This is a genomic window from Terrabacter aerolatus, from assembly GCF_007991735.1.
Lineage (GTDB): Bacteria > Actinomycetota > Actinomycetes > Actinomycetales > Dermatophilaceae > Terrabacter > Terrabacter aerolatus.
On sequence record NZ_BJYX01000024.1, the window covers coordinates 23,738 to 47,728 of the forward strand.

The following is a 23,991-nucleotide window of genomic DNA, read 5'->3' on the forward strand; positions in this document are numbered from 1 at the left end:
TCAGTTCGTCAGTGCTCGGCCGGAGAGAACCACAAGCCCAGTGCTGTCAAGCCGAAGTGAGGGCGCGGTCACGGCGGCGGACATGGCGCGGGCAATGACTTCCTCGCGATGGAGTTCCTCATGCAAACGCACGAGTTCGGATCCTGTAGTGCGCATGGCTCGCAGTCGCAACTGGGAGAGCCTTGTTGCCGCGTCGCGATCGGCGATGGCAGAAGCTCGCTCGACCGCCGAACGAACGTCCTCGCGACTGCGGACGAGATGCTGAGCCGCTCTTTCCGCGGATCGCCAAGACTCGCCCCAGTGTTGTGCGGGAATGAGGTCGTAGGCGTGCTGGATCCTCATACGGTTTAGCGAGTAGTCGCCGCCGGCACGAGTGGTGCCCGGTTTCGCGTATGGGGCGTCGAGGGCGTCGAGATGCGTCCGCGCGGTCAACTCCTGCGCGCTGGCTGTCATCCAGACGCTGACGATGATGGGAGGAAAGATTCCATCGGCCCGCCGCGTAAAGGCGAGCTGGTCGATGCCCGCACTGACTGTCACGAGTTCACCACGCGGGTCCCTTGAGGAGGGAACATCAAGGGGGTTCGCCTCGACGGCGTAGTCGAATCGGTAGAGCGGAGTGTCCTCACGGGGCCATTCGGGCATCGAACGCCACATGCCGAAGGCTCGGCCACGATCGTCGTGCCACAGGAAGTCGCTGACGGCGTCGATGAACGGGTCTCCGTAGCGGTAGAGGTGGACGTCCTCGCTCGAGAGGGCAAACTCCCGAACGAAGGTTCCGACGTGGTCCTTCAACGGAAGGAAGTCGCGAACGAGGCGCGATGCCGGGATCAGCGGAATCTGCGCTTGCTTCCCCGGCAGACGGCCGAGCGACTCGTATCCGCCCAAGCCAGTGGCAGGGTGGCCTCTCCGCTCGAATCTAAGGTTGCCCGCCGCGCCATTCGCTGCGAGAAGGTTGTTGCTCACGTTGGCGAATGTTGACGCATCGGATTCCACGTCAGCGATCCGCGCATACACGGAGCGCTCGTCGACGCTCGTCTCCAGGCTGTCGAGCGCGTCCTGTTCGCGGACGCGCTCGATCTCCGCGTCCAGCATCTCTCGAACCCGCGCCACCGCGGAGGGAACACCGTCGAGTCCCATTTGAAGGAGGATGTGCCACGCCTCGTCCGTTGCGTTGTCGACGGCTTGCTGAAGGCTGGCGACCGAGTTGTCGAAGATCCCGAAACCGTCCTTGAGGATGCGCTCCCAGGCGCCGGAGTAGGCGTCATCCGCGTGTCCCGAAACGACATATGACCGCCACCCCCCGGACCCTTCGGGCGACCACCGGTCACAACGGCCGATGCGCTGCTCGAGACGGTTTGCTGATCCCGGAAGTCCCAGATGCACCAGAACATTCGCGAACTGGAGGTTGCGACCCTCTTCGGCCGATGAATCTGCGACCATGACTGCGGCATTATGGATCGCCTCGAACGAGCGCACCGAGCGGTCGTTCTCCTGGCTACTTTGGGTCGTCACATGGCAGAAGACAGACGTGGCGCCGAAGAGATCCTTGAGCTCCTCAGCCAGTTCGGTTGCCATTTCAGTTGTGGGGCAGAAGACGACAGCACGCTCGTTGGACGTCATGACCTCGCTGAGCGCGTCAGCGAACGGGCGGCTGACGGTTGCCCGTCGGTCCGCGTAGGCCACGTCCTGCACGATGCGCTTTAGCGCCGCGATTTCGTCAGCGGCTAGCGGCGCGGCGGCCCGCTCCAGTGCCCACTTCTGCAGGGCACTCGGGTCAAGGCTCACTGCTGCGGCCTCGGCGAATGCGCGCCCGGCCAGGGTCATCGCCGCCGGGTTGCCCTCTGCCGACGCAAGAGCCTGTTCCCGCCATCGGTCGAGAGCCTCTGCAACGTCGTCGCGCAGGGTCGACTCCAGGGGAAGTGGCTCAGGCGCGCGACGACCAGAGACCCGATAGGTGCCCTCCAACGCCGTGGTACGCCGGGTCCGGAGCATTCGTCGGTGTACGCGGTACACCTCGGCAATGTGCGTGCGCAGCGCCTGGATCAGGGATGCCGTCTCGTCCCTGTCTTGAGTGGCCACCGACTCGCGGGCGCGCGCTACCAGATCGCGGACCTCGGCGTCGTCGGGGAACGAGGCTTCGATCTCCGTCAGGCGCCCCTTCAGAAGGACCCCTGGGAGGCTGGGTTGCAGCCCGAGAAAGACCCGGCCCAAGCCCGCACGAGCCTCCAAGCGCGATCGAAGTTGCTCCGCATTGGTGTCGGCATAAACCGCCGGGTCTAGCAGTTTGAGCATCGCGAGGAAGGCGTCCTCGTTATGCAGCGCTGGTGTCGCGGAGAGCATCAGTAGGCGCGGACTTGCAAGTGCGATCTCACGAAGCCGCTGGAAGCGGAGGGCGAGGTCGGGATTCGTGCTGACTGACATTCGTGCAAGGTTGTGTGCCTCGTCGACTAACACGAGGTCGGCCGCGTCCCACGCCGACGGCTCGTCATCACGACTGAAGCGAATATGCGACTGGGTGAAGTCTTGCACGCGGAATTTCTGGGTCAACTCTCGCTTCCACTGGTCGAGTAGGAACGGAGGCAAGATGAACTGGATCCGAAGACTGGGGTTATCCAGCAGCATTTGGCGGATGATGATTCCCGCCTCGATGGTTTTGCCTAGGCCGACCTCATCGGCGAGAAGATAGCGCTGGACAGGATCCTGTAGAACGCGCCAAGCGGTCTCGACCTGGTGGGCATGGAGTTCGATGCAGCTCGACAGCACAGCGCGCATGCCATGAGCGGCCGAGCGCTGCTGAAGGATGCTGCGGAGGAACGGCAAGCGCAGTTCAGCGAGCATGGGCGACTCGAGCATGCCGGCCTCGCCAAAACCCACCGGGTCCGTCAGTGGCTTATTCCATCGCACGTAGAGGCGTTCTTCCGGGATGAAGCCTTCCCACTCGTGGCCCCGCACATGGATGTCGTTGTACGCCGTGATCTCGATGACGCGTCCGGAGCGCCAAATGCCGGTTGGGTCCTGCCAGAAGGCACGTTGCTCGGGAGGGAGGGTCACTCGCCGGAGGCTTTCGCGTGACACAGCCTCCCGATAGCGGTCCGAAGGCGCCTGGCCTGGCGTGTCGAAGTACTCAAGGACCAGAGCATCACCTTCCCGCGCAACGAGTTTCCCGGGCCCGAGGACGTTGTCGGAAGAAGTGAGCAGGTCACCTCCCGATAGCGACTTGCCCCGGCCCCCCTGCCTGGACGTGGAGGAGGCCTTGCTGACCCTTCTCGCTGGTGTGTGGTTCTCGACCGCTTCGCCATTCGCGTCTCGCGACCCTCGGCATCGTGGGAACTGCGAGCAACCCCAGAACGCCTTGCCGACGTTGGCGCCCTTCGATGCAAACTGCATGACCATTGCCGCTTCGCAACGCGGACAACGAACGTGGTCAACCACTCAGAACCCTCCGTACGACCGGCGACTCCGGGAGGGTAACTCGGAAACCGGGTCCGTGGGGGCAAACGGCCGGTTAGGACACGGATGTCCTACCTCAGCGCCTGTAGGAGGAAGTTGGTCAGGAGTCGGATGTCGCTGGGTGTGTTTTGGAGGCCGTTCCACCGGCGCACGTCGTCCGCAGCGAACTGCCAGGTGCCAGTGGTCCAAGCGCAGTGTGGGACCAGGCGAGCAAGCCTGCCCTCCAGATCGAGAGCATCCAGTTCGGTCTCGTCGTACCCCTCAGTCATAGCATCCATGACGTACCCCAGAGACTGAACTCCGACGCCATGGGTGAGGCGGGACTTGCGGGGTTCGGCCTGCCACGCGTCGTAGAACGTGGATTGCACAGCACTCCAGAAGCGGTCCAGATGCCCGACGATCTTGTCAACGTTCCCGGATCCGTCGTCAGGGTTCCGGTATTGGTATAGAGCGCCGTCGGAGAGGCTGTTCTCGATCATCCTGAGGACGCTGTTGTCCTTAATCTCTCCGTCAGGTTGGGTGGGCGTCGAGATTCGACTGGCAAAGGGGTGCCCAACTTGCTTGCGAGGGCCAGAATTTAGCCGCGTCATGATCTGCGCGGGTAATTGCTTTCGCGCATACGCAGGCGGCAGGTGGCCCGTAGTATTTGGCAGCAGTTCGTGGATCAATCCCTTGGGAAGTGGCTTGGTGTTATTGACCAGGATGAATTGCGACCGCTGCTCTTCTTCGCCGTCGGCGATGAATCCAACCGCCGCGAGAGGAAATTCTGCCAGGTCGGCATCGCGAATGGCTGCGCTGCGCTGCTGTCCATCGACGAGCCACGCTGGGCGTGATTCCTCGGACGCTGCCTCGTCGACCGGAATTATGAGTTCGCCCACGGTCGCATAATCAACGGCCGACTCATGGCTAATTTCGAAGCGGACTCTGGCGTCAAAGGCAAATACCACGGCGTTAGGAAGCAGGGCCCCGTCGGATTCAAGATAGCGTCGAATCGCCCGAATATGGCTGATCACCTCGGGACGCTGATAGCCCTTGAGGTCGGCTTCATCGCGATGGACCCGCGACACCGTAGCGAAGTCATGAATGCGCTTCCCGTCCACGCCAAATGAGTAGATATGCTTCCGGCCCTGTCGAATCCGCAGGGCAGGAAGGCGCAAATCGTATCGGTCAGCCATGGGATTCCTCCGCTAAGTCCTCGTGGGCAAGTCGATGCATCTTATCGGCGAGCACCGACAGGTTGTGAAACCCGCGCCTCTTGTTGCGTTCGGTGCCTCGAAATATGGCTACCTCGATGCCAAGCTTCTGACAGACAGAGCATGAGCATGCGGTCCAGGGGGCAGCGCGAAGAGTCCGTTCATATTGAGCGCGATAGGTCTTCTTGCTCTGGCAGAGTCGCTCGTAAGAAGACAGGGCCTCCAAGGCCTCCTGCAGGCGCGTCTCTGAACCGTCGAACGCCCGCAGCGAGCGTAGGCATTCGCGTTCGCCCTTGAGGGCGTCACTTTGGGACACCCGTCCGGCAAGAATCGCGCGCCGGAGCGTCGGGTTGCCGTCCACTTGGGGGACTCTCAGTGCCACGAATGCCTCGTCGCGAGTGTGATAATTGAGGCGGTCATCCATGAAAGCTTGCCGAAACGCGGAAGTGCTATCAAAGCTGGTTACGCCGAGTTCCGCAAAGCGTGCCATCGACTCAACCCGGGTGATTCCAAGCAGGTGAAGTTCGCATTCGGGCTTGCGCACCGCTTCGATCGCTTCGAGGCATGCGAGTATCTCCCGCGTCTTGAGCGGCACCATGCCGCCGAGCGCAATACGGCGAAATCCGAATTCCTGAAGGTTTCTCACGCTGTCCGCATAACTAGCAGGGCTCCACCCTTGAGCCGCGCCGACAGGTTCGATATCTGCTCCGCGCTCCGCGACCCGGGTGATGAACTCTTCTGCAAGTCGCAGGGTCAAACGTCGGCGCTCGGCCCAGGCGGGGTCTACTGTTGAAAAATCCGCGGCAGGTTGGTAGCCGAAGATGATGTGGTCCACGCTTACTCCGGCATCAAAGCCGCATCCTTCGTAGAAATCGAGAGTCTCGTCCACGGTGACAGGAGGAACAGGTTCGCTGGCGTAATTGAACGCACCGTTGTCACCCAGAGTTTTAACCTCACTAGGAAGGCGAAAAAACTTCTTCAAGCCCAGGCGGTAAAGGCGTGCTCTCTGGGCTGCTGTGTACTTGCCCGCGCCCTTAATCGAACCGTCCACTATGGATTTGCTTACGAGGATTCCGTCGTAAGGTGCCCGAGCAAGGACTTCATGGGCGTATCGATCGTCACGCTGTCGAATTCGGTGGGCAGCGTATTCGTCGTGCAGGAAGTCGTACGTGGGGCTGACCAGGTCCTGGCTGTCGGGGAAGAAGAACTTCACTTGCGATGGGTCCGTTCCGCTAGATAGGTGCGGATGAGGAAGTTTGACAAGGCGCTGATGTGCCGGGGCGTGTTTTGCAAGTCATTCCATGCGAGTCCAAGTGCGTCCCAGGAACCCCCTGTCCAAGCGCAGTGAATAGCGATGAGCCTGAGTTCCGTTGCAGCTGCCGCTCTAGCTTTCGGATCGTCGTCGCGCACGTGTGTCATGACGCGGTCCATGAGTCGTCCCATAGCGCGAATGCCAACGCCATGCATCAGACGACTCTCAGTCGCAGGTTTACCCCATGCGTCATGGAAGACATCGTGGACTGCTCCCCAATATGCGATGAGCAGACGCCGGATGCCTTCCGTATCGGTCGTGCCAGTCGCGATGTTGCGATATGGGAAAAGGACGCCAGAAGGAGACTCGATGGACTCGCGGACGGCCTCGATCAGGCTTGTGTCTGTGACAAAGGTCGACCTTTTGGCGTCGGGGTCCGTCGAAGCGCGCCGAATGATTCCCCGGAACGGCGACTCCGGATCTTGATTGAGCATGTCCACAAGCGCAGATGGCAACTGCCGTGTTGCCATACGGCCCGAAGGGACGCGAGTGATCTCAGGTAGCAGTTCGGTCACCAGTCCGGAGGGAAGCGGTTGAACCGTGTTCACCCTCAAGAACTGTTCGCGTTGTAGTTCAAGGGTGGGCGCAACGAATCCAGCGACAGGCACTGGCAGGCGCCGGTTCTTCGTGCGAGACAACGCGAGGCTTCGCTGTTGGCCGTCTACGATCCACGCTGGTCGAGGACCATCGCTATCTCTACTGATCGGAATCTCCAATGTTCCGGAGACTGCCAGGCCGTCGCTCGTCGAGGGTCCACGACTCGACCTCCAGCGAACCTCCTGCGGGAGGGCGAGGATCAGGCCGTTGGGAAACAGTGGGGCCTCGGAGTCGAGGTACTCCTGAATCTGCTTGACGTGCTTCTTCTTCTCCGGCCTCTGGTAGCCAATCAGCTTGCCGGCCTCATCGCGGCTGATGCGTGCGACGTCGGCAACAAGGTCGACTTCCTCAGCGGCGAGTGTGAACAGGTAGAGGGGGGTGTCATCACTTTGGAGCACCTTCAGTGCTCGCCGTTCCAGCCATTCAATGCCGCTCATGAGGTGAGGGCCTCCTCGAATAGTCGCGTGAACCGGCGCTGCTCGCACGCTATGCCGGAGTTGCGCAGATTCCTTAAAGCAACTGTCTTGGGCAACTTCGGATTCAGTCCTCGCATCTGGTCGATCATTTGCTTGATGGCGTGATCAGAGACGGGCTTGCGGTCGTAGCGTTCCTGCTGCTGAGCGCCCAGGGCCCAGGTAGCCCAGTTGCGGTGGACCTCGGGTGCGGCTGGCATCTTGCCATCGGCGATCTCTAACCAACGGATCGCCATGCGTGCGTTCAAACTCGTGATCGTGCCGCCGAGTGCTCCTCGGAGGTTCCGATCCGATCGGATCCGGAGACTCGCCGGCGTGTCCGACGCCCCGCCGAAGACAACCGTCGATTGAGGATCGAGCGCTTGGAGGTCGTCCGTCATGGCCCGCGCGTACGACTCCGACAAGACCCATATAGAAGGGGCGTCGGCTCGAGGGCCAGCGGCGTGGGCGAGTTGCTTCCACCAAACGCTCGCATCAGGAGTGGCCTGCACCACGGAGTCACGGTGGCCGGTGGCGAACGTTGCTGCATAGGGCGGCGCGACGTCATCGACCGGGCGCAGGCCCAAGCCCGCAGACGCGACGAAGACCTCCGGTTGGAATCCAGTGCTCCGAGCGGTAGCGGCCAGTCGCTTGGCTTGAGTCCAACTCTCCCCCGCGTAGAGGTCGAGCAGACGCGTCGTCGGCCTTGTCGCACGGAGGCGGCCCACCCAGTCATCGGCGCGTTCCTTGACGGTGCCGGTTGGTAGCGTACGGGCCATCAGGTCGTGGTGCGGAGCACCCGTCTTGCGGTCGGTACAGGTGACCACGATCGTCAGTTTTTGGCGCGCCATGACCCCTCGGATACAAAACTACGGCTTGGTTGTCGGTACTCTAGCGTGTAGTTTCGTCGGACGGTGCGCGTACGCACAGCCGGTATCGAGAGGTGGATGTTATGGGCCGCAAGGCAGTAGTGCTGCTCAGCGGGGGGCTGGACTCAACGACGGTCCTCGCGGTCGCGAAGGATCAGGGGTTCGAGCCGTACGCAATCAGCTTCCGCTACGGCCAACGGCATGTCGTTGAGCTCGAGGCAGCGCGCCGGGTGGCGCAGGCCGCCGGGGTGGAACGCCACGTCGTGTGCGACATCGACCTGCGAATATTCGGAGGGTCGGCGCTCACGGCCGACGTCGACGTGCCGAAGCATCAGTCGGCGGAGGAGTTGTCAGAGGACGACATCCCCATCACCTACGTCCCGGCACGCAACACCGTCTTCCTCTCCCTCGCACTGGCGTACGCGGAGGTCGTCGGCGCGACCGACATCTTCATCGGTGTGAATGCCCTCGACTACTCCGGATACCCCGACTGTCGGCCCGAGTACATAGTTTCGTACGAACGCATGGCCAACCTGGCCACTCGCGCCGGTGTCGAAGGCAATGAACTGAAAATCCACACTCCCCTGATCAGCCTCACCAAGGCTGAAACCGTTGAGTTGGGAACGCGCCTGAGGGTCGACTACTCCCTGACCCTGTCGTGCTACGACCCCGATGACCAGGGGCGGGCGTGCGGTCACTGCGACTCATGTTTGTTGCGCTTGCGCGGCTTCGCTGACGCCGGACTCGTTGACCCGGTCATTTATCAGGAGGCGACTGCGTGAGTTACAAGATCAAGGAAATCTTCTACACCCTTCAAGGCGAGGGCACGCATGCCGGCCGCCCCGCCGTCTTCTGTCGCTTCACGTCCTGCAATCTGTGGACAGGCCGTGAAGCCGATCGTGAGAGAGCGATCTGCAAGTTCTGCGACACCGACTTTGTTGGCACGGACGGCGAAGGGGGCGGCAAGTTTCATGACGCCGAGGCGTTGGCGACCGCAGTGGCGTCTAAATGGCCGGTGAACGGCGGAGGGCGACCGATGGTTGTGTGCACGGGCGGCGAACCCTTACTGCAGCTGGATGCCGACGCCGTGGATGCCCTCCATGCACGTGGCTTCTATGTTGCAGTCGAGACGAACGGGACTGTCACGCCGCCCCCCGGTATCGACTGGCTCTGCGTGAGCCCCAAGATCGGGTCCGAACTACTCGTCACGAAGGGCCACGAGCTCAAATTTGTCGTCCCTCAGGGCGGCGTCGATCCGACCACGTTCGAAGACCTCGAGTTCGAGAGTTACCGAGTGCAGCCGATGGATGGCCCGGATGTGGCGGCGAACACCGAACTGGCCGTGCAGTTTTGCCTCGACCACCCGCTATGGCAGCTCAGTCTGCAGACGCACAAGCAGCTAGGAATACCGTGACCCACAACAGTGAGATCTATAGGGAGTTTACGTTTGAGGCGGCTCACAGGTTGCCGAACGTGCCCGAGGGCCACAAGTGTGCACGCCTGCACGGACACTCGTACCTAGCGGCGGTCCACGTCGCTGGTCCCGTCGGCGAGGAGACGGGGTGGGTGCAGGACTTCGGCGAGATTAAGGCGGCATTCAAGCCCCTCGAGGAGCAACTTGATCATCACTTCCTCAATGAGGTCCGGGGCCTCGAGAACCCGACGAGCGAGGTGCTTGCCAAGTGGATCTGGGATCGCCTCGTAGTGGCTCTTCCGAACTTGACCGAGGTGAGGGTGCGCGAGACGTGCACCTCGGGTTGCATTTACCGAGGAGAGTAGAAACGTGGCGCTGCCAGACATTCAGGACCAGGTTGACGAGCGAGGAATCTCCCTCGACAACGTCGGCATTGACGGAGTCCGGATGCCAAGCACGTTCTCAGACGGGGTGACCACCCAGGCTGGAGTGGCGTCGTTTGAAGTAGTGGTGCAACTGCCCGAGGACCGGCGCGGCACCCACATGAGTCGCATGGTCGAGCTCGTACACGAGCACCTAGAGGTCATCGACCCGCGCGAGTTGCCCACAGTCCTGAAGCAGGCAGCCTCCCGCCTTGACGTTGGTGTGGCCACCATCGGCATTGGTCTGCCGTTCGCGACGCGCGTGTTGTCACCCGTGTCCGGGCGAGAGGCCTGGCAACCGAGTGACTTGCGTTTGCGGGCAACGCTGCGTGGGGACGTTTTCGAACTCGTAACATCTGTTACTAGCGAAGTGACCAGCCTGTGCCCATGTAGTAAGGCGATCAGCGATTACGGCGCACACAATCAACGCAGCGTTGTAACCGTGGATGTGCACGGACACGACGACTGTCCGTACCCCGTTTCGGTCGCCCGTCTGGTGGAACTGATTCGCCTGACGGGTTCTTGCCCCGTCTTTCCGATCGTGAAGCGACCGGACGAGCGCTCTATCACCATGACGGCCTTCGAGCACGCCGCATTTGTAGAGGACATGGCGCGCGACCTCTCTGGGCTGCTAAGGAAGCAGCGAGTGCGTCATAGCGTCCGAGTGCGGAATCTGGAGAGCATTCACAGTCACGATGCCATCGCCTCGTTGTCGTGGCGCCCCGAAGGGTAGAACCGTTCGCTCATCAAACTGAGACAAAGTTCGCCGGTCAGGGCTTCAACATGAACTGACTGTCGGCGTCTTATGTCATCATCTCTAGTGGGTCAAGAGGCGCGACCGTTACCCACCTTGGAGGGGTCGCCCGGCAACCGGTCCGCCCCGGTGCCGTCCAAGGAAGACCCGGCCGCGCCGGCATCCGTCGGTCTGGCCAGAGCGGGCCTCGGTTCAGGGGCTCCTTGGACCGAAAGGGCTGCCGATGCACCCATCCCTGTCTGCCGAGCCGAGCGCGGCAACTCCGCTGACCGTTCTGGTCGACGACACGCGCGCCTTCCGTGACCGGCGACCCCACGTACAGGTCCGCCACGGGGACGACGCCGTGGAACTCCTTCGTCGCGTCCGTGACCGACTGGTCGACGAGTTGTGGCTCGACTACGACCTCCTGGACGGGACGACGTCCGCCAGCGCGGTCGACCATCTCGTGGCCCGAGCAGCGCGCGGTAATCGCTTGTCCGTCAATGTGATCGAGGTTCACGCCGCTCGGGTCCCGGAGGCGCTGCACATCACCCAGCGTCTGCGGCGCGCTGGATACCCCGCACGACGGTGCTACGCGCAGGGCATCTGGACGCGATTCGACGCAACGCTCCACGATGAGTGGCGACCCGAACCAGGTGGCGGCATGTCTGATCGCCGCACCCCGATCGTCTCGGAGAAGGCTGCCCTCGCCGAGATCACGGAGGGCGTCTACGCATGATTCGCGATGCCTACCTCACGGTGCAGTTGCGCCTGCACCTTCCCGCCGGACTCCTCGTCATCGAGAGTGCGGAGTCCGGGGTCGCGGTCGGTGAAGCACCCCCGCAGCCGATCCACATCGTCACGGCATACAACCCGCGCGGCCGTGGGGCCACCGAGACGGAGAACCGTCGCGCGCAGCGCGCACTGGTCGAGCAATTGGATGGGGGGCAAGCGTCGCACAACCCTGCGGCCGGAGCCGACCCGGCTTGGCTGCACGTCGAACCCAGCGTCGCCATCGTCGGGCTCACGCGGCAGGATGCCATTGACCTCGGTCGACGTTTCAATCAGGACGCCGTCTTCGAGTGGACGGCTGATGCGTTGACGGTCCTCTCATGCACGGACGACACGACGGTGGCGCTGGGCTGGCGCCAAATCACTCCTGACGCGAGGGCAGTCGGCGCCGATCGGGCATGGCGGGAGCTCGGCCTGGCGTCGCCCTACGTCCCGATCGCCATCGCCAGCGCGGCGCTGGACCGGGCCCTCGAGGTGGCCGACGACCAGCGAGCCGCACTGCTCAACAACGTCTTCCTTGGCTACGCGGCGGACTACTGGGCACCGCGCGTCGAGGCGGAGCGAGTGCGCCGCTCACAGCGCAAGGAACAGCAGCACGAGGCGGACCGAGCCGCGGCCGCGGAAGCGCGCGCGTCCGAGGAGAGGCGCGAGGAGCGTCGTGCCCGCCAGGCGGAGGCCCGCAAGCGCAACGCAGCCCAGCATCGTGAGCACGTCGAGGCAGGATGGCCCGGAAGTTGGCGGCCGCGCCACGTGAGCCAGTGGGTCGAACTCGGCGGGGACATCGACGGGGCCCGGGGCTGGTCGGAGGAGGGGTGGTCGGCGGCGGATGTCGTCGGCGCGGCCGCTGCAAACGGGAGCGGCACGAACCTGCCCCGCTCCGTCGGTGACCCTGACGAGGTGGCATGGTGGGGCGACTCCCTGGCCGGCATCGCGGCGGGCACGTGGCCGCAGGTGCCCGCTTCGACGCGGGTCTCCGTCAAGCGGTCCTTCTCGGACGGCCGGCGCGACCGGTGGTTCGTGCTGCCGGACGCGGCTGGCAGCGTCCGGGTCGAGCGCTGGGAAATGGCTACCCCTTCGGCGACCGCACCACGTGAGTGGACAAGCACCGTTGTCGCGGCATACCCCACCATAGAGGCCGCGTTGGCTGGAGTGCGTGAGCTCTCGACCCTGAGGCCCGACGTCGTCTGTGAGCTCAACGTGGCGCGGGACATCGGCGTGAACCTGCTGGAGCACCTGCGTGTCCCGCGAGTCGGCGTCGACCCGAATGCTGAAGGTCCAGGCATCGACGAAGAGGCAGCTGTGGCGGCCGGGCTCGACCTGGACGAGATCGCTCGTCTCGTGCAGGGCGTGCCATCGCGCCTCGTGCACTGCACCGTCGATGGCCAGCCCGTCGTCGCGGTGCGAACCGCCCAAGGATGGCGGTGGCTCACGGTCGGCGACGACGAGATCGAGAACGGCGAGCTCGCCGGGGAGACCGTCGTCGAGTACCGGTGGTTCAGCGAGTCCGGTGGTGCGCCGATCAGCTGGGACGGTGGCGGATCGATCGGGGTGGTGGCCCCCAAGCTCGCGGTCATCAGGCAATGGGGTGACCTTGGCGACGGTCGTGAGTTCGTCACGTGGCCTGCGTCCGCGAAGGGCCGCGCCCGCGTGGTGGGCCAATGGATCAAGGAGTCAGATCTCGAGACCGTCGCGGCACTCGTGCTCGAGCCGTGGCCGTGCGACGAGCAGTGGCTCGTCTGGTACGACGTGTCGATCTCGGACTCGATGACGAGACGCGTGATGCGTTGCGGCGGCGCCTGGCCGGCAACCCCGACTACGCGACCGCGCGAGAGGCAGTCCGTCACCCGGGGAGCAAGCCGGGTCGCGCGCTCGCGGCAGCGCTCGAGCGAGCTTCCGAGACGGGCTTCACAGGCGACCTGTACCGGCTGCAGTGGCTTTCCCACGTCGAGGAGGCAACGCGATGAGCGCGTTGCCTGATGGCTACCGAGACAAGCTTCCGGAGGACGCCCTCGTCGAGCTCGCCGGCCGCCTGAGCGAGTAGCCGGAGGGACCCGGACATCCAGAAGGGATAGCGCCGTGGCGTTGCCACGTGGTCGTCGTCTGCATCGGCGGCGACAACCGCTATCACACGCTCTGCGACGACTGCCTGCACCGACAGGGTCCGTTCGACGACGCCCTCGAGGCTGAGCGAGTGGTCCTATGGCACGAGTGGATCACGAAGCAACCGGACGGGGAGACGGGCTACCGAGGCTTCGACGGCTGCGTGTGAACGGTCATGACCGTGTCGGGACTGCCTCGATGACACAGGCATCCCGCAACACGGGCGTGAACTCGTTGTCGTGCCGGTGACGAGTCTTCCCTTCAGGGCTTCGAAAGGTAGGCCCGGTCGGCGATGACTCCGGCTTGGACGCGGTTGTCCACGCCGAGTTTGATGAAGGCGCTCTGGAGGTGCGTCTTGACCGTCGTCTCGCTGACGTAGAGATCGCGGGCCAGGTCGGCGTTCGACAGTCCTCGGGCCAGTCCCGCCACGACGTCGCGCTCGCGAGCCGTCAAGGTCGCCATGAGTTGGGCCGCCTCGGCGCGCTGAGCCGCGGCCGGGTCATCCCGGACCCGAGTGAACAGCTGAGCCGCAGTCTTCGGTGACACGGCTCCGAGGCCGCCGGCCACGTTGCGGATTCCGCCGCAGATCTCCTCCGGCGAGGCGGTCTTGAGCAGGAAGCCGTCAGCACCGGCGCGGATGGCGCGCTGAGCCACGTCGTCGTGGTCGAAGACGGTGAACATCAGCACCTTCGGCGCCTCCGGCCGGGCCTTGACCGCGGCGATCGTCTCGATGCCACCCAAGCGCGCCATGCGCACGTCGAGCACGATGACGTCGGATCGGTGCGCTTGCACCGCGGCGACCACCTCGTCGCCGTCGCTCACCTCCGCCACGACCTCGAGGTCCGAGGCCGCACCGAGCATGTGCCGCAGGCCCATCCGCACCATCGGGTCGTCGTCCACGAGCATCACGCGGATCGCCCGCTCGGAGCCACCGGCGTTCACGTGGTCCATCGGATCCCCTTCGTCGAGTCAGTGTCGGGAGCGCGCCACGGCAGGCGGATCGACACCCGGAAGGCCCCGTCGGGATCGACGCCGGCCTGCATGTCGCCGCCGTAGTGCTCGACCCGCTCGCGGATGCCGGTCAGACCCATCCCGGCACGCGCGCCGCCGCCGTCGGCAGCGCCTGCACCATGCGGCCCGACCGGCGGCGGCAGGTGGTTCGCCGTCGCGATGACGAGGTGCCCCTCGGCCGGGCTGCCCGTCACGGACAGGCGGACGCTGACCGTGGGAGCGTGCTTGCGCGCGTTGGTCAGCAGCTCCTGCACGATCCGATAGGCGGCCTGGGCGATGTGCGGGTCGAGCGCCTCGCCGTCCTCGACGTAGACCGTCGCGACCAGTGGCATGCCGGCGGTCACGGAGTCGTCGATGAGGGCACGGACGTCGCGCAGCGTCTTCGTCGGCGCCGCGACGTCGGGGTCGTCGGAGCTGCGGAGCAGGTCGAGCAGACTGTGCAGCTCCGCCACCGAGCGGGCCGCCGTTTCGCGCACCACCTGCGCCGACTCCTTCATCTGCGCCGTGGCTGCACGCGGCTGCTCAGTTGCCGTCTGCGCCTCCGCCGCCGACGCGTCGGCCATCGCCTGCAGTGCGCCCGCGTGCACGGAAAGGATCGAGAGGTTGTGGCCGAGGCCGTCGTGGATCTCGCGCGCCAGGCGCTCGCGCTCGGCCTGGCGGGAGACCTGGTCGGCCAGCGACGAGACCACCTCACGCTCCTCGGCAACGACCTCGGCCGCCGTGCGCAGCTGCGCTCGCGTCCGCAGCCACACGCCGATGCCGACGAAGAGCGCGACGAGCACGACCGTGAGGACCACCACGACGAACCATCCGACGGGCTCGCCGTCGGCGGCAAAGAGACTGCCCCAGAAGGAGACCGGCCGCGGCGTCCACCGCAGGTCGCGCGACACCGCGAAAAAGGTCGCGGCCACGACGAGCGGGGCCAGCCGGTAGGCGTCGACGAAGCGGCGGCAGATCACGACCGACATGAGGCCGATCAGGGCAGCGGTTGGGCCGAGCTGGACGAGGGTGGCGGCGCACCCGACGAGCGTCAGCACCACCGGCCCCCGCTGCCGCCAGGCCACGGCGACCATGAGCGTCATCCCCAGGAGCGCGATGAGCATGCCGATACCGCTCGCGGTATCGGACATCGACACCGGCAGCCCCTCGGCAGCCCGGCGACGACCGTCGAAGCCACCCGACGCATACACCGCGTCCACGAGCAGGAGGAAGCCGAGCCCTACGCTGCGGAGCCGGCGCAGCCAGAGGTCGCGGCGCGAGAGGTCACGCACCCACGGGGGCAGGCTGGACGGCATACCCGAAAGGTAGGGCACGGCGCCGACCACGGCCTCCACCGTCCGGGCAGTTCGCCCGTCCCGATCTCATCCTTTCGGTCAGCCTGCTCCGTCCTCTCGGCCGAGGCGGCCGCCGGCGTCCACGCGAGACGGTCTCCCCGGCATACAGCAGACCGATCCCAGGGAGACCCGCCATGAGCACCAACCAGCCGCACGACCCGACGCAGCAGACCACCTGGCAGACGCCGGTGGTCCCCGCGCCGCCCGTCCCGGCGCCGCCGCGCAAGAGCTGGTTCGCCCGGCACAAGATCATCACGGGGCTGCTCGCCCTCGTCCTCATCGGCGTCGTCGCGAGCGCCGTGAACGGGGGAGGCTCGAGCTTGCCCACGACCACCTCGCCCGGAGCCGCCGGGGGACGGGGTGGCGACGCGCCGGCCGAGGGTGCGCCGGCCTCGGCGAAGGTCGGCCAGAAGGTCCGCGACGGCCAGTTCGAGTTCACCGTCACCAAGGTGCAGAAGGGCGTGAAGTCCGTCGGCGACCAGTACCTCAACGAGAAGGCGCAGGGCCAGTTCGTCCTCGTCAACGTCACCGTGAGCAACATCGGCGACTCCGCGCAGACGCTCTCGGACTCCTCGCAGAAGGTGCGCGACGCCAAGGGGCGCGAGTTCTCCAGCGACACGGCGGCTGCGATCTACGTCAAGGACAACAAGGTCTTCCTCGAGGAGATCAACCCCGGCAACACGGTCAAGGGCACCCTCGTCTTCGACATGCCCAAGGGCACCGAGCCGGCCAGCATCGAGCTGCACGACTCGCCCTTCTCCGACGGCATCACCGTCCAGCTGCGCTGAGCGGTCGTATGCCGTGTGGTGGGCGCCGCGTGGTGAGGGGGCGCGGCGCCCACCGCCTGTCAAAGGGCTCTGGCCAGGGGCAGTTTCGCGAAATCGTCCCGCGCATCGCCCGCGACGTCCAAGATGGGCCTTTTGCGCCGAACAGAAAGCAAACTCACGTGGACACCCAGGGACTGCCGACACCCGACGCTCGGAACGAGCCGACCATCCAACTGCCTCCTGCGCTGGGCCAACCTCACCAGGCGTGGACGAATCAGTCGCCGCAGCCGCAGCTGCAGCTGCAGCCGCAGCCCCAGAAGCGCCGCAGGAAGCACCTGATCGGCTATCCCGTGACGGCCCTGCTAGCACTCGGCATCGGAGCCGCAGGCGGCGGCGGGGCAGATGCCTCGACTCCGGCGGCGGCCCCGGCGAACGTCGTGGTCACCCGGACGGCGCCTGCTCCGCCTGCCGAGACCGTGACCCAGACCGTGCGAGCGACCGTGACCGTCTCGGCTTCGCCCGCCGCAGCGGACTCGGGCGCGAAGCCTGCGGCGAAGCCGGCGTCCAAGATCACGGTGCCCGACGGGGTGGGCATGAACTATCAGGAAGCCCAGGACCTGTGGCGGGCCGCAGGTCTCGTCGTCGCTCCGGCCGATGACGCGACACGTGCTCACCGCCTGCCGGTGCTCGACTCCAACTGGGTCGTGCTGGGCCAGGACCTGACGGCCGGCAGCAAGGTGGCATCCGGATCGATGATCACCGCCACCGTGATGAAGTACACCGACGGCTGATGTGGGATCGGTGGGTGCCGCGCCACGTGGCGCGGCACCTGCCCGACTGTCGTACGCAGTTGTTACGGTGCGAATCCACGAACAGGGGGGCTGACGATGACGCAGGACGAGTGGAGCCGGCCGACCCAGGAGCGGCTGTCGCACGCGAAGAGCCAGGCGCTGGAAGCGCTGTCGCCCGAACGTTCCGGCTGGCGACTGCGCCGCTACTACGACGCTGCCGGCGACTACGCCGGTGCCAGCTTCGTCTCGATGGGAATGAATGACCCGCGGGTCATTGCCCCCGACGACCTGTTCGCCGTGACCCTTCTCAGCGTCGGTGTCCCGGCTGGCGCTGCGCGGCTCCTGACGGAGGAGGGAGAGACGAAGGAAGCGGTTAACGAGGCGTTGCGAGCCCTTGCCACTGCTTCACTGCAGCACGTCGATGAGGACGGCCTGCATGACATGGAGGTGTTCTACCGCCACGTCAAGAAGGCGCTGGCCAAGGCTCGAGTCGAGAACTCCAACCCGTGGGTCACCGCCAGCAAGCTGTGCGCCCGCAAGCGGCCAGACCTCTTTCCCGTCCGTGACAACGTGGTCTGCGAGCTGCTCGGTCTCCTGCCCAAGGGCGACTATCAAGTCGACTGGCAGGTCTTCCGCCATCTCATGGCTGACTCCGAGATCCTCGACGCCATCGCGATGGCGACGGGGGCGGCGACCGAAGGCACGGACGGTTCGGTGCTGGTGGTCGACCAGGAGCCGCTTCGCGTCCTCGACGCTGCGCTGTGGTCGAGCGTCATGATGCCTGATCGCAGCGGGGCGCCTGCCTGAAGCAGAAGCCGGTCCAGAAGGACTCGGAGTGGTCCGAGAGCGCCAGCGGCCCGCTCAAGCACCATGGCGACCCACGGCGTCGATTCGATCACGCTCTTGGAGTCTCCTGGCCGGTTTACGCAGCACCCTGCGATCCCAGAGCCTCACTTCATCGAATAGACACCAACCAGGACCCGCGAAGTCGGTATCAGTCGCAGTTGGGGCAGGGGCCGGAGACGGGCATCTCCATGAAGCAGGTCGGGCACACCGCGCCGCGTCGCGCCTCGACGTGAGCAGTCCGCACGACCGGTGTCCGAGCACGCACGACGCGGGCGCGGGCGCTCAGCGTCGGCTCGGCGTCGGCGGGGACGTCGGCTCCCCAGTGGCGGTAGCACTCGAGCCGGGCCGCGGCGGCGTGCGTCTCGCGCTCGAGCGGGTCCGCGATCGGTGACTCGCCGGAGATGCGGAGCACCTCGTCGTAGCCGGCGCCGACCTGCCCGTCGTCCTTGCGCACGACGAGCGACGCCAGCGGCGGCTCCTCGCGCAGGTGGTTGACCTTGACGAGGTCGACGAGCAGGCTGCTGATCCAGTTGCGCATCTGCGACTTCGTGTGGAGCGACGAGCGGCGCTGGACCTCCTCGGCGAGCTCGGAGTAGGTGATCACGGCGTTGTAGCGGCCGGCCGTCTCGGCGAGGATCTCGTATGCCGCCTTGGCCCAGTGGGGCTGCGCGAACTTCGGCGTCACGTACGTCTCGTGCTCAGACATGGTCAGCCATTCGCTTCCGTCGTTTATCCGTCATCAGAGCACCAGTCTCCACCCACCAGGCCCGTGGTGGAGACCCGGTGTCAGCCGACAGCGGTCCGGCCCTCGATCCGAGCCGCCGCAGGCGGTGCCCCGACGTCGCGATCCGCCTCACGCGCCCCAGTCATCTCACTCGCCTCGGTGATCCAGCCGATCATCTCCTCGACGGTGGCCACCTGCGCGAAGAACCTGCCGACGGTCGCCAGCGATGCGCGCTGGACCTCGGCGACGTCGAGCCCGGGCACCCCGCCCGTCGTCGTGGCGTCACTGAGGAAGAAAGCTTTGACGTCACGGACCATGGCCTCGCGGGCCGTGGTCTCGCAGCAGACGTTCGTCTCGATGCCGGTGATGATGATCGTGTCGACCCCGAGCAGGTCGAGCCGCGCCTTGAGGTCCGTGTCGTGGAAGGCGCCGAAGTGCGGCTTCTCGAGCAGGTGGTCGCCCGGGTCCAGCACGAGCGCCTCGTGGAAGGCCGCGGTGCGCGACGTGCGCTCGAGCATGTCGCCCACGCCGGGGAACATCTCGCCGAGGATGCCGAGGTCGGCGCCCGCCGGCACCGCGTGCCGCACGTGGATGACCGGGATGCCGGCTGCGCGGCAGACCGCGGCGAGGCGGTTGATGCGTTGGGTCACCGCCAGCCCGTCGACGGCCCCCTCGACGAAGACGTTCTGGATGTCCACGTTGAGCAGCGCCATCCGCGACGGGACGACCTCGAACTGCATCACGGCAGGCCTTCCGGTCGGTGCGGGTGTCCTCGACGGTGCGTCACGACTGGTCGGCCGCCGCGGCGGCCGCGCTCTCGGTGGCGATGACGTGCATGACGGCGTTGATGAGGGCCAGGTGGGTGAAGGCCTGCGGGAAGTTGCCGAGGTGGCGGCCCGTGTGGGTGTCGATCTCCTCGGCATACAGCTCGAGCGGACCCGCGAAGGAGAGCAGCTTGGCGCACAGCTCGTGCGCCCGCCGCGTCTCACCGATCTCCGAGAGGGCCGACACGAGCCAGAACGAGCAGATCGTGAAGGTCCCCTCCTCGCCGGAGAAGCCGTCGTCCGTCTCCTCGACGCGGTAGCGCAGCGCCAGCCCGTCGACGGTCAGCTCGTCTGCGATCGCCAGCACCGTCGCCCGGATCACCGGATGGTCGGCCGGCAGGAACCGCACGAGCGGGGCCAGCAGCAACGACGCATCCAGGGCGTCGGTCCCGTAGTACTGCGTCAGCACCCCGCGCGAGTCGACGCCGTGCTCGAGGATGTCGGCCTTGATCTCGTCGGCCGCCAGCTGCCACTCGGCCGCCTGCGAGTCCTGCCCGATCATCGAGGCCAGCCGGGCGCCACGGTCGACGGCGACCCAGCACATGATCTTCGACGACGTGAAGTGCTGCAGCTCGCCGCGCACCTCCCAGATGCCGGCGTCGGGCTCGCGCCAGTGCTTGAGGGCCGCCTCGACCTGCTTGCCGAGGATCGGCCAGATGCGCCCGTCGAGGTGGTCGGCCACCTTCGAGTGGAGGTAGACCGAGTCGAGCAGCGCGCCCCACACGTCGTGCTGCACCTGCGAGTGCGCGGCGTTGCCGATGCGCACGGGGCGCGACGCGGCATACCCCTGCAGGTGGTCCAGCGTCGACTCCGGCAGGTCACGCTCCCCGCCGATGCCGTACATGATCTGCAGGTCCTCGTCCCGCTCGGCGACGTCGGCGATGAACGAGAAGAAGTCGACCGCCTCCCAGTCGAACCCGAGCGAGTACATCCCCCACAGCGCGAACGTCGCGTCACGGATCCATGTGTAGCGGTAGTCGTAGTTGCGCTCCCCGCCGATGCTCTCCGGCAGCGAGGTCGTCGCCGCGGCCGCGATCGCGCCGGTCGGCGCATACGTCAAACCCTTGAGGGTCAAGGCGCTTCGCTGGAGGTAGCTGCGCCACGGGTGGTCAGGGAAGTGCCCGCGCGCCAGCCAGTGCTGCCAGTGGTGCGCCGTCCACTCGAGCCGGTCGTGCGCCTCCTCGCTCGTCGTCGGAGGCGCCACCGCACCCCACGACAGCGCGATGAAGCGCTCGTCACCCTCCTTGAGCAGCGTTCTGGCAGAAGCCTGCCCGCCCTCGAAGCCGAGCCGCAGGTCGGTCGTCAGGGTCAACGACACGTCGGACCCCGCTGCCTCCGCCCGCCCCTCGTGGTAGCCGTGGTCGGCATACGTCCACGTGACCGGCGAGCGACCGTAGTCGAGCACCGGCTCGCACTCCATCACCGTCTGCACCTCGCCCGAGACGCACCGGATGGTCCGCAGCAGCGTGTGCTCGGCGTCGTAGTCCGCCGGCGTGCGCCGGTGCTTCTGCGAGACCCCGTCGTCGTGGTGCCACGGCCCGATGAGCAGCACGTCGCGCACGATGATCCAGCCCGTCGGCGTGCCCCAGCTCGTCTCGAGCACCATGGTGCCCGGCAGGTAGCGGCGCGCCGTCGGCACGCTGACGTCGGACGGCCCGAGCCGGAAGCGCCCCGCGTGCCGCCCGAGCAGCGCCCCGAAGACGCTCGGGGAGTCCAGGCGCGGCAGGCACATCCAGTCGACGTCACCGCCCGGCGCGACGAGCGCCGTCACCTCGCCGTCGGAGAGGAAGCCGTAGTCCGCGATCGGCACGGCCTTGACGTGGGTCATCGAGCTCGCCATCTCGCCGGAAGCCTGCATGCCCTCACTGTGCGCGCGCCGCGATGCTCCCGCAAGGGCGGGCCGTCGCAGCGCCGAGCCACGGCTGCACGCAGCCAGGGAGGGAAGTGGCCCAGCGCCACGACGACGGTGGACGCCCTGCGACGGGCGGTTCCTGGATGCACGACGCCTGCGGCTCGTGATCGTCCCCGTCCTCCCAGTGTGCGCCGCCGCCCCACCGGGCGCGGCGATTTCGCGGATCCGACCGCCTCCTGGCAGTAGCCGCCGGCTCCAACCGCTGCAAGACGACTGCAAGATCTGCGCAAGCAGTCCCGAATCGGGACGTATCACCGCCGTCGATGGCGTCCACTGAATGATGTCGCCCGACGTGGTGACGCAGACTTTGGCGGTTGGCCCGTTGTGGTACGTGAACCGTCTCGGGGTCCGAGCTTGCATCGCGAGGCGGGCCCCATTGTCTTCGCCGCACCCGCGGGCGCGACGAGCGAACAGCCGGTCGGCCCGTCAGGCCACGGCGATGTCGACGAGCAGCTCGGTCGCCAGGCGCTCGAGGTCGGCCCGCAGCGCCGCCGTGTCCGAGCCGCCCGGCACCCGCACGACGACGTGCGCCTCGAAGAGCAGGCCGCCGGCCATCGGGGCCTCGCGCGTCTCCGTCGTCATCGTCTCGATCGACAGCTCGCGCCTGCTCAGCACCGACGACACCTCGCGCACGATGCCCGGGCTGTCGTTGCCGAGCAGGTCTATGGTCAGCCGCTGCGCATCGGCGTCGTCCGCCACGACCCCGGCTCCCTCGGCGCCCGGGTGAGCCGTCACCTCGAGCAGCCCGTCGAGCCCGCGCAGCGCCGCGGTCAGCTCGTCGACCCGCTCGGCCGGCACGCCCACGACGACGATGCCGGCGAACTTGCCCGCCAGCTCGGCGAGCTGGCTGTCCTCCCAGTTGCCGTCGTGCGCGGTGACGACGTCCGCGAGAGCGCTGACGAGGCCGGCGCGGTCGTCGCCGATGACGGTGAACACGAGTCTGGGCACGACTGCAGCCTACTGACCGTGTGAAGGCCAAGCCGGTCGCGCTCCGATTCCGCATCACGAGGAGCAAGCTCCGGTCGTAGTCCCATGTCCGCCTTGGAGCCATAACAGCCCCAGAGGACCTTGCCCAGGACGCTGCGGCGTGCGGGAGTATCCATGACCAGGCGGGACGGTCGCGGGCCGGCGACCGGTCCGCAGCACCCGCCACGGCAACCGAGGAACAGGGAGCAGCCCATGCGCAGGAGGCAGAGACCGTCGGCAGTAGTCCCGGCGTCGGACAGGCTCCACGAGATCGCCGAGGGGGAGCCGTTGACCTGGCCGGCAGATGACGCCCCGGCCGCACCGCCCGAAACCGGCGCCTCGGCCGGGAACCGTCTTCGCGACGCGGCCCTGCGAGCGCAGGCCGAGCAGCAGCTGGCGCGGCCCAACCAGCCGTTCCTCTTCTGAGCCCGCGAGCGACGCCCTCACGGATTGTTCGACACGAAAGGCCGCGGCACCCGGGGGTCTGCTCGATGCCCACGACGGAGGCACGCACCGTCCCCGACGCCGTCCTGACCCAGACCCTATCCCGAACCGGGACAGCCCTCTGCGGCTGCTGGCACAGCGCACTCAGGTCAGGGTCGAGTCCCCGGAAGCAGTAGGCACCGGGCCGGGGGCACCCGCTTCTTGAGTGCCACCCGGCCCGGTCAAAGGTGGCCGCTCAGCTGGCGGCCTGGACCCCGACGAGTTCATCCGGCTCGTCGGGGGGTCTGTGGGGGTCGGGCGTCTCCGGCGGGACGTCCGAGGGTCGTCGCTCGGCGAGACCGGCCATGCCCCAGCGCACCGCGGCCGTGCCGAGGTGCCCGAGCGGCCGCGCCACGAGCGAGGAGACCATGTCGGGCACGGGGATGCCGAGCATCTCGCGCGCCCAGCCGGGCAGCAGGGAGACGCCACCGGACGCGAGCGTGCCGTAGCCCGGACGGGCGTAGTAGGGCAGCGGCGGGTCGAGCAGCAGGAAGCGCGCCGCCTCACGAGCGGCCGGCGTCGTCTGGAGCTCGGGCCGGTACTCCTCGAGGACGGCACGCAGCTCGGCCACCGACGTCGGGGGGTCGATGACGCCGAGGCGCGCGGCAGGGATGCCGGCCTGGGCGACGTAGACGTCGGCCTCGGCGTCGGTCAGCGGCGTGTCACCGAAGGTCTGGTAGCCGCGGAGGAACGAGTCGATCTCGGCGACGTGCACCCACTTCAGCAGGTGGGGGTCGTCGGCGCGGTACGGCCGGCCGAGGTGGTCCTTGCCGCGGACGCGCTCGTGGATCGAGCGCACCATCGCGATGGCCTCCTCGGCGTGCTCGACGGTGCCGAACGTCGTCGTCGCGAGGTAGTGGCTCGTGCGCTGCAGGCGGCCCCACGGGTCGCTCTTGTAGCCGCTGTGGCCGGCGACCCCGGCCATGGCCATCGGGTGCAGCATCTGCAGCAGGAGCGAGGTGACACCCGCCGGGAACATCGAGGCGTCGGCGTGGACCC

22 protein-coding genes and 1 riboswitch are annotated in these 23,991 nt (G+C 66.6%); of the genes, 10 read left to right on the forward strand and 12 right to left on the reverse strand.

The annotated features are described in order from the left end of the window. The 5 genes from dpdE to TAE01_RS17330 all read right to left on the reverse strand — a co-directional run bounded on the left by dpdE (window position 1) and on the right by TAE01_RS17330 (window position 7,855). Complete coding sequence (gene dpdE, locus TAE01_RS17310; protein WP_307723854.1) at window positions 1-3,393, reverse strand: protein DpdE; 3,393 nt, start codon at window positions 3,391-3,393, stop codon at window positions 1-3. A 128-nt stretch (window positions 3,394-3,521) separates the two neighbouring features. Next, window positions 3,522-4,625 carry a DGQHR domain-containing protein DpdB gene (gene dbpB, locus TAE01_RS17315; protein ID WP_147068063.1) on the reverse strand — a complete coding sequence of 368 codons (1,104 nt, stop codon included), beginning with the start codon at window positions 4,623-4,625 and terminating at the stop codon, window positions 3,522-3,524. Continuing rightward, on the reverse strand, window positions 4,618-5,856 hold the full coding sequence (gene dpdA, locus TAE01_RS17320; RefSeq protein WP_147068064.1) for a tRNA-guanine transglycosylase DpdA: 1,239 nt from the start codon (window positions 5,854-5,856) through the stop codon (window positions 4,618-4,620). Before dpdA ends, dbpB (TAE01_RS17315) begins: the two co-directional genes overlap by 8 nt. Further along, complete coding sequence (gene dbpB / locus TAE01_RS17325) at window positions 5,853-6,989, reverse strand: DGQHR domain-containing protein DpdB (protein WP_147068065.1); 1,137 nt, start codon at window positions 6,987-6,989, stop codon at window positions 5,853-5,855. The genes dpdA and dbpB (TAE01_RS17325) overlap by 4 nt, the downstream gene beginning before the upstream one ends. After that, a complete protein-coding gene (locus TAE01_RS17330) occupies window positions 6,986-7,855 on the reverse strand; it encodes a hypothetical protein (protein ID WP_147068066.1) in 870 nt (289 codons plus the stop codon). Before TAE01_RS17330 ends, dbpB (TAE01_RS17325) begins: the two co-directional genes overlap by 4 nt. Window positions 7,856-7,956: 101 nt before the next feature. Here TAE01_RS17330 and queC point away from each other — a divergent pair, with 101 nt between their 5' ends. From queC to TAE01_RS17360, 6 genes are all read left to right on the forward strand, one after another. Continuing rightward, window positions 7,957-8,655 (forward strand): 7-cyano-7-deazaguanine synthase QueC, encoded by a 699-nt coding sequence (queC, locus tag TAE01_RS17335; protein WP_147068067.1) that lies wholly within the window; start codon window positions 7,957-7,959, stop codon window positions 8,653-8,655. Further along, window positions 8,652-9,287 carry a 7-carboxy-7-deazaguanine synthase gene (queE, locus tag TAE01_RS17340; protein WP_147068068.1) on the forward strand — a complete coding sequence of 212 codons (636 nt, stop codon included), beginning with the start codon at window positions 8,652-8,654 and terminating at the stop codon, window positions 9,285-9,287. The genes queC and queE overlap by 4 nt, the downstream gene beginning before the upstream one ends. Further along, a complete protein-coding gene (gene queD / locus TAE01_RS17345; protein ID WP_246111427.1) occupies window positions 9,284-9,652 on the forward strand; it encodes a 6-carboxytetrahydropterin synthase QueD in 369 nt (122 codons plus the stop codon). Before queE ends, queD begins: the two co-directional genes overlap by 4 nt. 4 nt (window positions 9,653-9,656) lie before the next feature. Then, complete coding sequence (folE2, locus tag TAE01_RS17350; protein ID WP_222594169.1) at window positions 9,657-10,442, forward strand: GTP cyclohydrolase FolE2; 786 nt, start codon at window positions 9,657-9,659, stop codon at window positions 10,440-10,442. Between the two features lie 90 nt (window positions 10,443-10,532). Next, window positions 10,533-10,650, forward strand: a riboswitch (SAM riboswitch). A 36-nt stretch (window positions 10,651-10,686) separates the two neighbouring features. Beyond that, entirely contained in the window at window positions 10,687-11,181 is a 495-nt protein-coding gene (locus tag TAE01_RS17355) for a cyclic-phosphate processing receiver domain-containing protein (RefSeq protein WP_147068070.1), read from the forward strand. Then, a complete protein-coding gene (locus TAE01_RS17360) occupies window positions 11,178-13,211 on the forward strand; it encodes a DUF3293 domain-containing protein (protein WP_147068071.1) in 2,034 nt (677 codons plus the stop codon). The genes TAE01_RS17355 and TAE01_RS17360 overlap by 4 nt, the downstream gene beginning before the upstream one ends. A gap of 384 nt (window positions 13,212-13,595) precedes the next feature. Here TAE01_RS17360 and TAE01_RS17365 read toward each other — a convergent pair whose 3' ends face one another. Together TAE01_RS17365 and TAE01_RS17370 are read right to left on the reverse strand one after the other, a co-directional pair. Further along, the gene (locus TAE01_RS17365) at window positions 13,596-14,285 is read right to left on the reverse strand and encodes a response regulator (RefSeq protein ID WP_222594170.1); all 690 of its coding nucleotides are present in this window, start codon (window positions 14,283-14,285) and stop codon (window positions 13,596-13,598) included. Continuing rightward, window positions 14,273-15,640 carry a sensor histidine kinase gene (locus tag TAE01_RS17370; RefSeq protein WP_147068072.1) on the reverse strand — a complete coding sequence of 456 codons (1,368 nt, stop codon included), beginning with the start codon at window positions 15,638-15,640 and terminating at the stop codon, window positions 14,273-14,275. Before TAE01_RS17370 ends, TAE01_RS17365 begins: the two co-directional genes overlap by 13 nt. Before the next feature lie 173 nt (window positions 15,641-15,813). Between TAE01_RS17370 and TAE01_RS17375 the strand changes: the two genes are divergently transcribed. From TAE01_RS17375 to TAE01_RS17385, 3 genes are all read left to right on the forward strand, one after another. Continuing rightward, window positions 15,814-16,467, forward strand: a complete 654-nt coding sequence (locus TAE01_RS17375) for a DUF4352 domain-containing protein (protein WP_147068073.1) — start codon at window positions 15,814-15,816, stop codon at window positions 16,465-16,467. A gap of 158 nt (window positions 16,468-16,625) precedes the next feature. Further along, a complete protein-coding gene (locus tag TAE01_RS20735) occupies window positions 16,626-17,237 on the forward strand; it encodes a PASTA domain-containing protein (RefSeq protein WP_222594171.1) in 612 nt (203 codons plus the stop codon). 96 nt (window positions 17,238-17,333) lie between these two features. Further along, entirely contained in the window at window positions 17,334-18,044 is a 711-nt protein-coding gene (locus TAE01_RS17385) for a DUF6308 family protein (protein ID WP_147068074.1), read from the forward strand. Between the two features lie 187 nt (window positions 18,045-18,231). Here the strand turns inward: TAE01_RS17385 and TAE01_RS17390 are convergent, their stop codons facing one another. The 4 genes from TAE01_RS17390 to TAE01_RS17405 form a co-directional block, all read right to left on the reverse strand. Next, complete coding sequence (locus TAE01_RS17390; RefSeq protein ID WP_147068075.1) at window positions 18,232-18,789, reverse strand: hypothetical protein; 558 nt, start codon at window positions 18,787-18,789, stop codon at window positions 18,232-18,234. A gap of 80 nt (window positions 18,790-18,869) precedes the next feature. After that, the gene (locus tag TAE01_RS17395; protein ID WP_222594172.1) at window positions 18,870-19,547 is read right to left on the reverse strand and encodes a cysteine hydrolase family protein; all 678 of its coding nucleotides are present in this window, start codon (window positions 19,545-19,547) and stop codon (window positions 18,870-18,872) included. A 43-nt stretch (window positions 19,548-19,590) separates the two neighbouring features. Continuing rightward, complete coding sequence (locus TAE01_RS17400; protein ID WP_222594173.1) at window positions 19,591-21,489, reverse strand: glycoside hydrolase family 15 protein; 1,899 nt, start codon at window positions 21,487-21,489, stop codon at window positions 19,591-19,593. A 480-nt stretch (window positions 21,490-21,969) separates the two neighbouring features. Beyond that, on the reverse strand, window positions 21,970-22,491 hold the full coding sequence (locus TAE01_RS17405; RefSeq protein WP_186815265.1) for a glycine cleavage system transcriptional repressor: 522 nt from the start codon (window positions 22,489-22,491) through the stop codon (window positions 21,970-21,972). Between the two features lie 306 nt (window positions 22,492-22,797). Here TAE01_RS17405 and TAE01_RS20740 point away from each other — a divergent pair, with 306 nt between their 5' ends. Continuing rightward, the gene (locus TAE01_RS20740) at window positions 22,798-22,935 is read left to right on the forward strand and encodes a hypothetical protein (RefSeq protein WP_222594174.1); all 138 of its coding nucleotides are present in this window, start codon (window positions 22,798-22,800) and stop codon (window positions 22,933-22,935) included. Between the two features lie 253 nt (window positions 22,936-23,188). Here TAE01_RS20740 and TAE01_RS17410 read toward each other — a convergent pair. Next, window positions 23,189-23,991: oxygenase MpaB family protein (locus tag TAE01_RS17410; RefSeq protein WP_147068077.1), on the reverse strand; the 803-nt coding region annotated here is incomplete at its 5' end.

Excerpts from the sequence above, each read along its gene's own strand:
- TAE01_RS17400 (WP_222594173.1), bottom strand. The coding sequence starts at position 21,489 with ATGCAGGCTTCCGGCGAGATGGCGAGCTCGATGACCCACGTCAAGGCC.
- queC (WP_147068067.1), top strand. The coding sequence starts at position 7,957 with ATGGGCCGCAAGGCAGTAGTGCTGCTCAGCGGGGGGCTGGACTCAACG.
- TAE01_RS17385 (WP_147068074.1), top strand. The coding sequence starts at position 17,334 with ATGACGCAGGACGAGTGGAGCCGGCCGACCCAGGAGCGGCTGTCGCAC.
- TAE01_RS17330 (WP_147068066.1), bottom strand. The coding sequence starts at position 7,855 with ATGGCGCGCCAAAAACTGACGATCGTGGTCACCTGTACCGACCGCAAG.
- TAE01_RS17395 (WP_222594172.1), bottom strand. The coding sequence starts at position 19,547 with ATGCAGTTCGAGGTCGTCCCGTCGCGGATGGCGCTGCTCAACGTGGAC.
- TAE01_RS17355 (WP_147068070.1), top strand. The coding sequence starts at position 10,687 with ATGCACCCATCCCTGTCTGCCGAGCCGAGCGCGGCAACTCCGCTGACC.
- TAE01_RS17370 (WP_147068072.1), bottom strand. The coding sequence starts at position 15,640 with ATGCCGTCCAGCCTGCCCCCGTGGGTGCGTGACCTCTCGCGCCGCGAC.
- dbpB (WP_147068063.1), bottom strand. The coding sequence starts at position 4,625 with ATGGCTGACCGATACGATTTGCGCCTTCCTGCCCTGCGGATTCGACAG.
- TAE01_RS17390 (WP_147068075.1), bottom strand. The coding sequence starts at position 18,789 with ATGTCTGAGCACGAGACGTACGTGACGCCGAAGTTCGCGCAGCCCCAC.
- TAE01_RS17375 (WP_147068073.1), top strand. The coding sequence starts at position 15,814 with ATGAGCACCAACCAGCCGCACGACCCGACGCAGCAGACCACCTGGCAG.
- dpdE (WP_307723854.1), bottom strand. The coding sequence starts at position 3,393 with ATGGTCATGCAGTTTGCATCGAAGGGCGCCAACGTCGGCAAGGCGTTC.
- TAE01_RS17360 (WP_147068071.1), top strand. The coding sequence starts at position 11,178 with ATGATTCGCGATGCCTACCTCACGGTGCAGTTGCGCCTGCACCTTCCC.
- TAE01_RS17365 (WP_222594170.1), bottom strand. The coding sequence starts at position 14,285 with ATGGACCACGTGAACGCCGGTGGCTCCGAGCGGGCGATCCGCGTGATG.
- dbpB (WP_147068065.1), bottom strand. The coding sequence starts at position 6,989 with ATGAGCGGCATTGAATGGCTGGAACGGCGAGCACTGAAGGTGCTCCAA.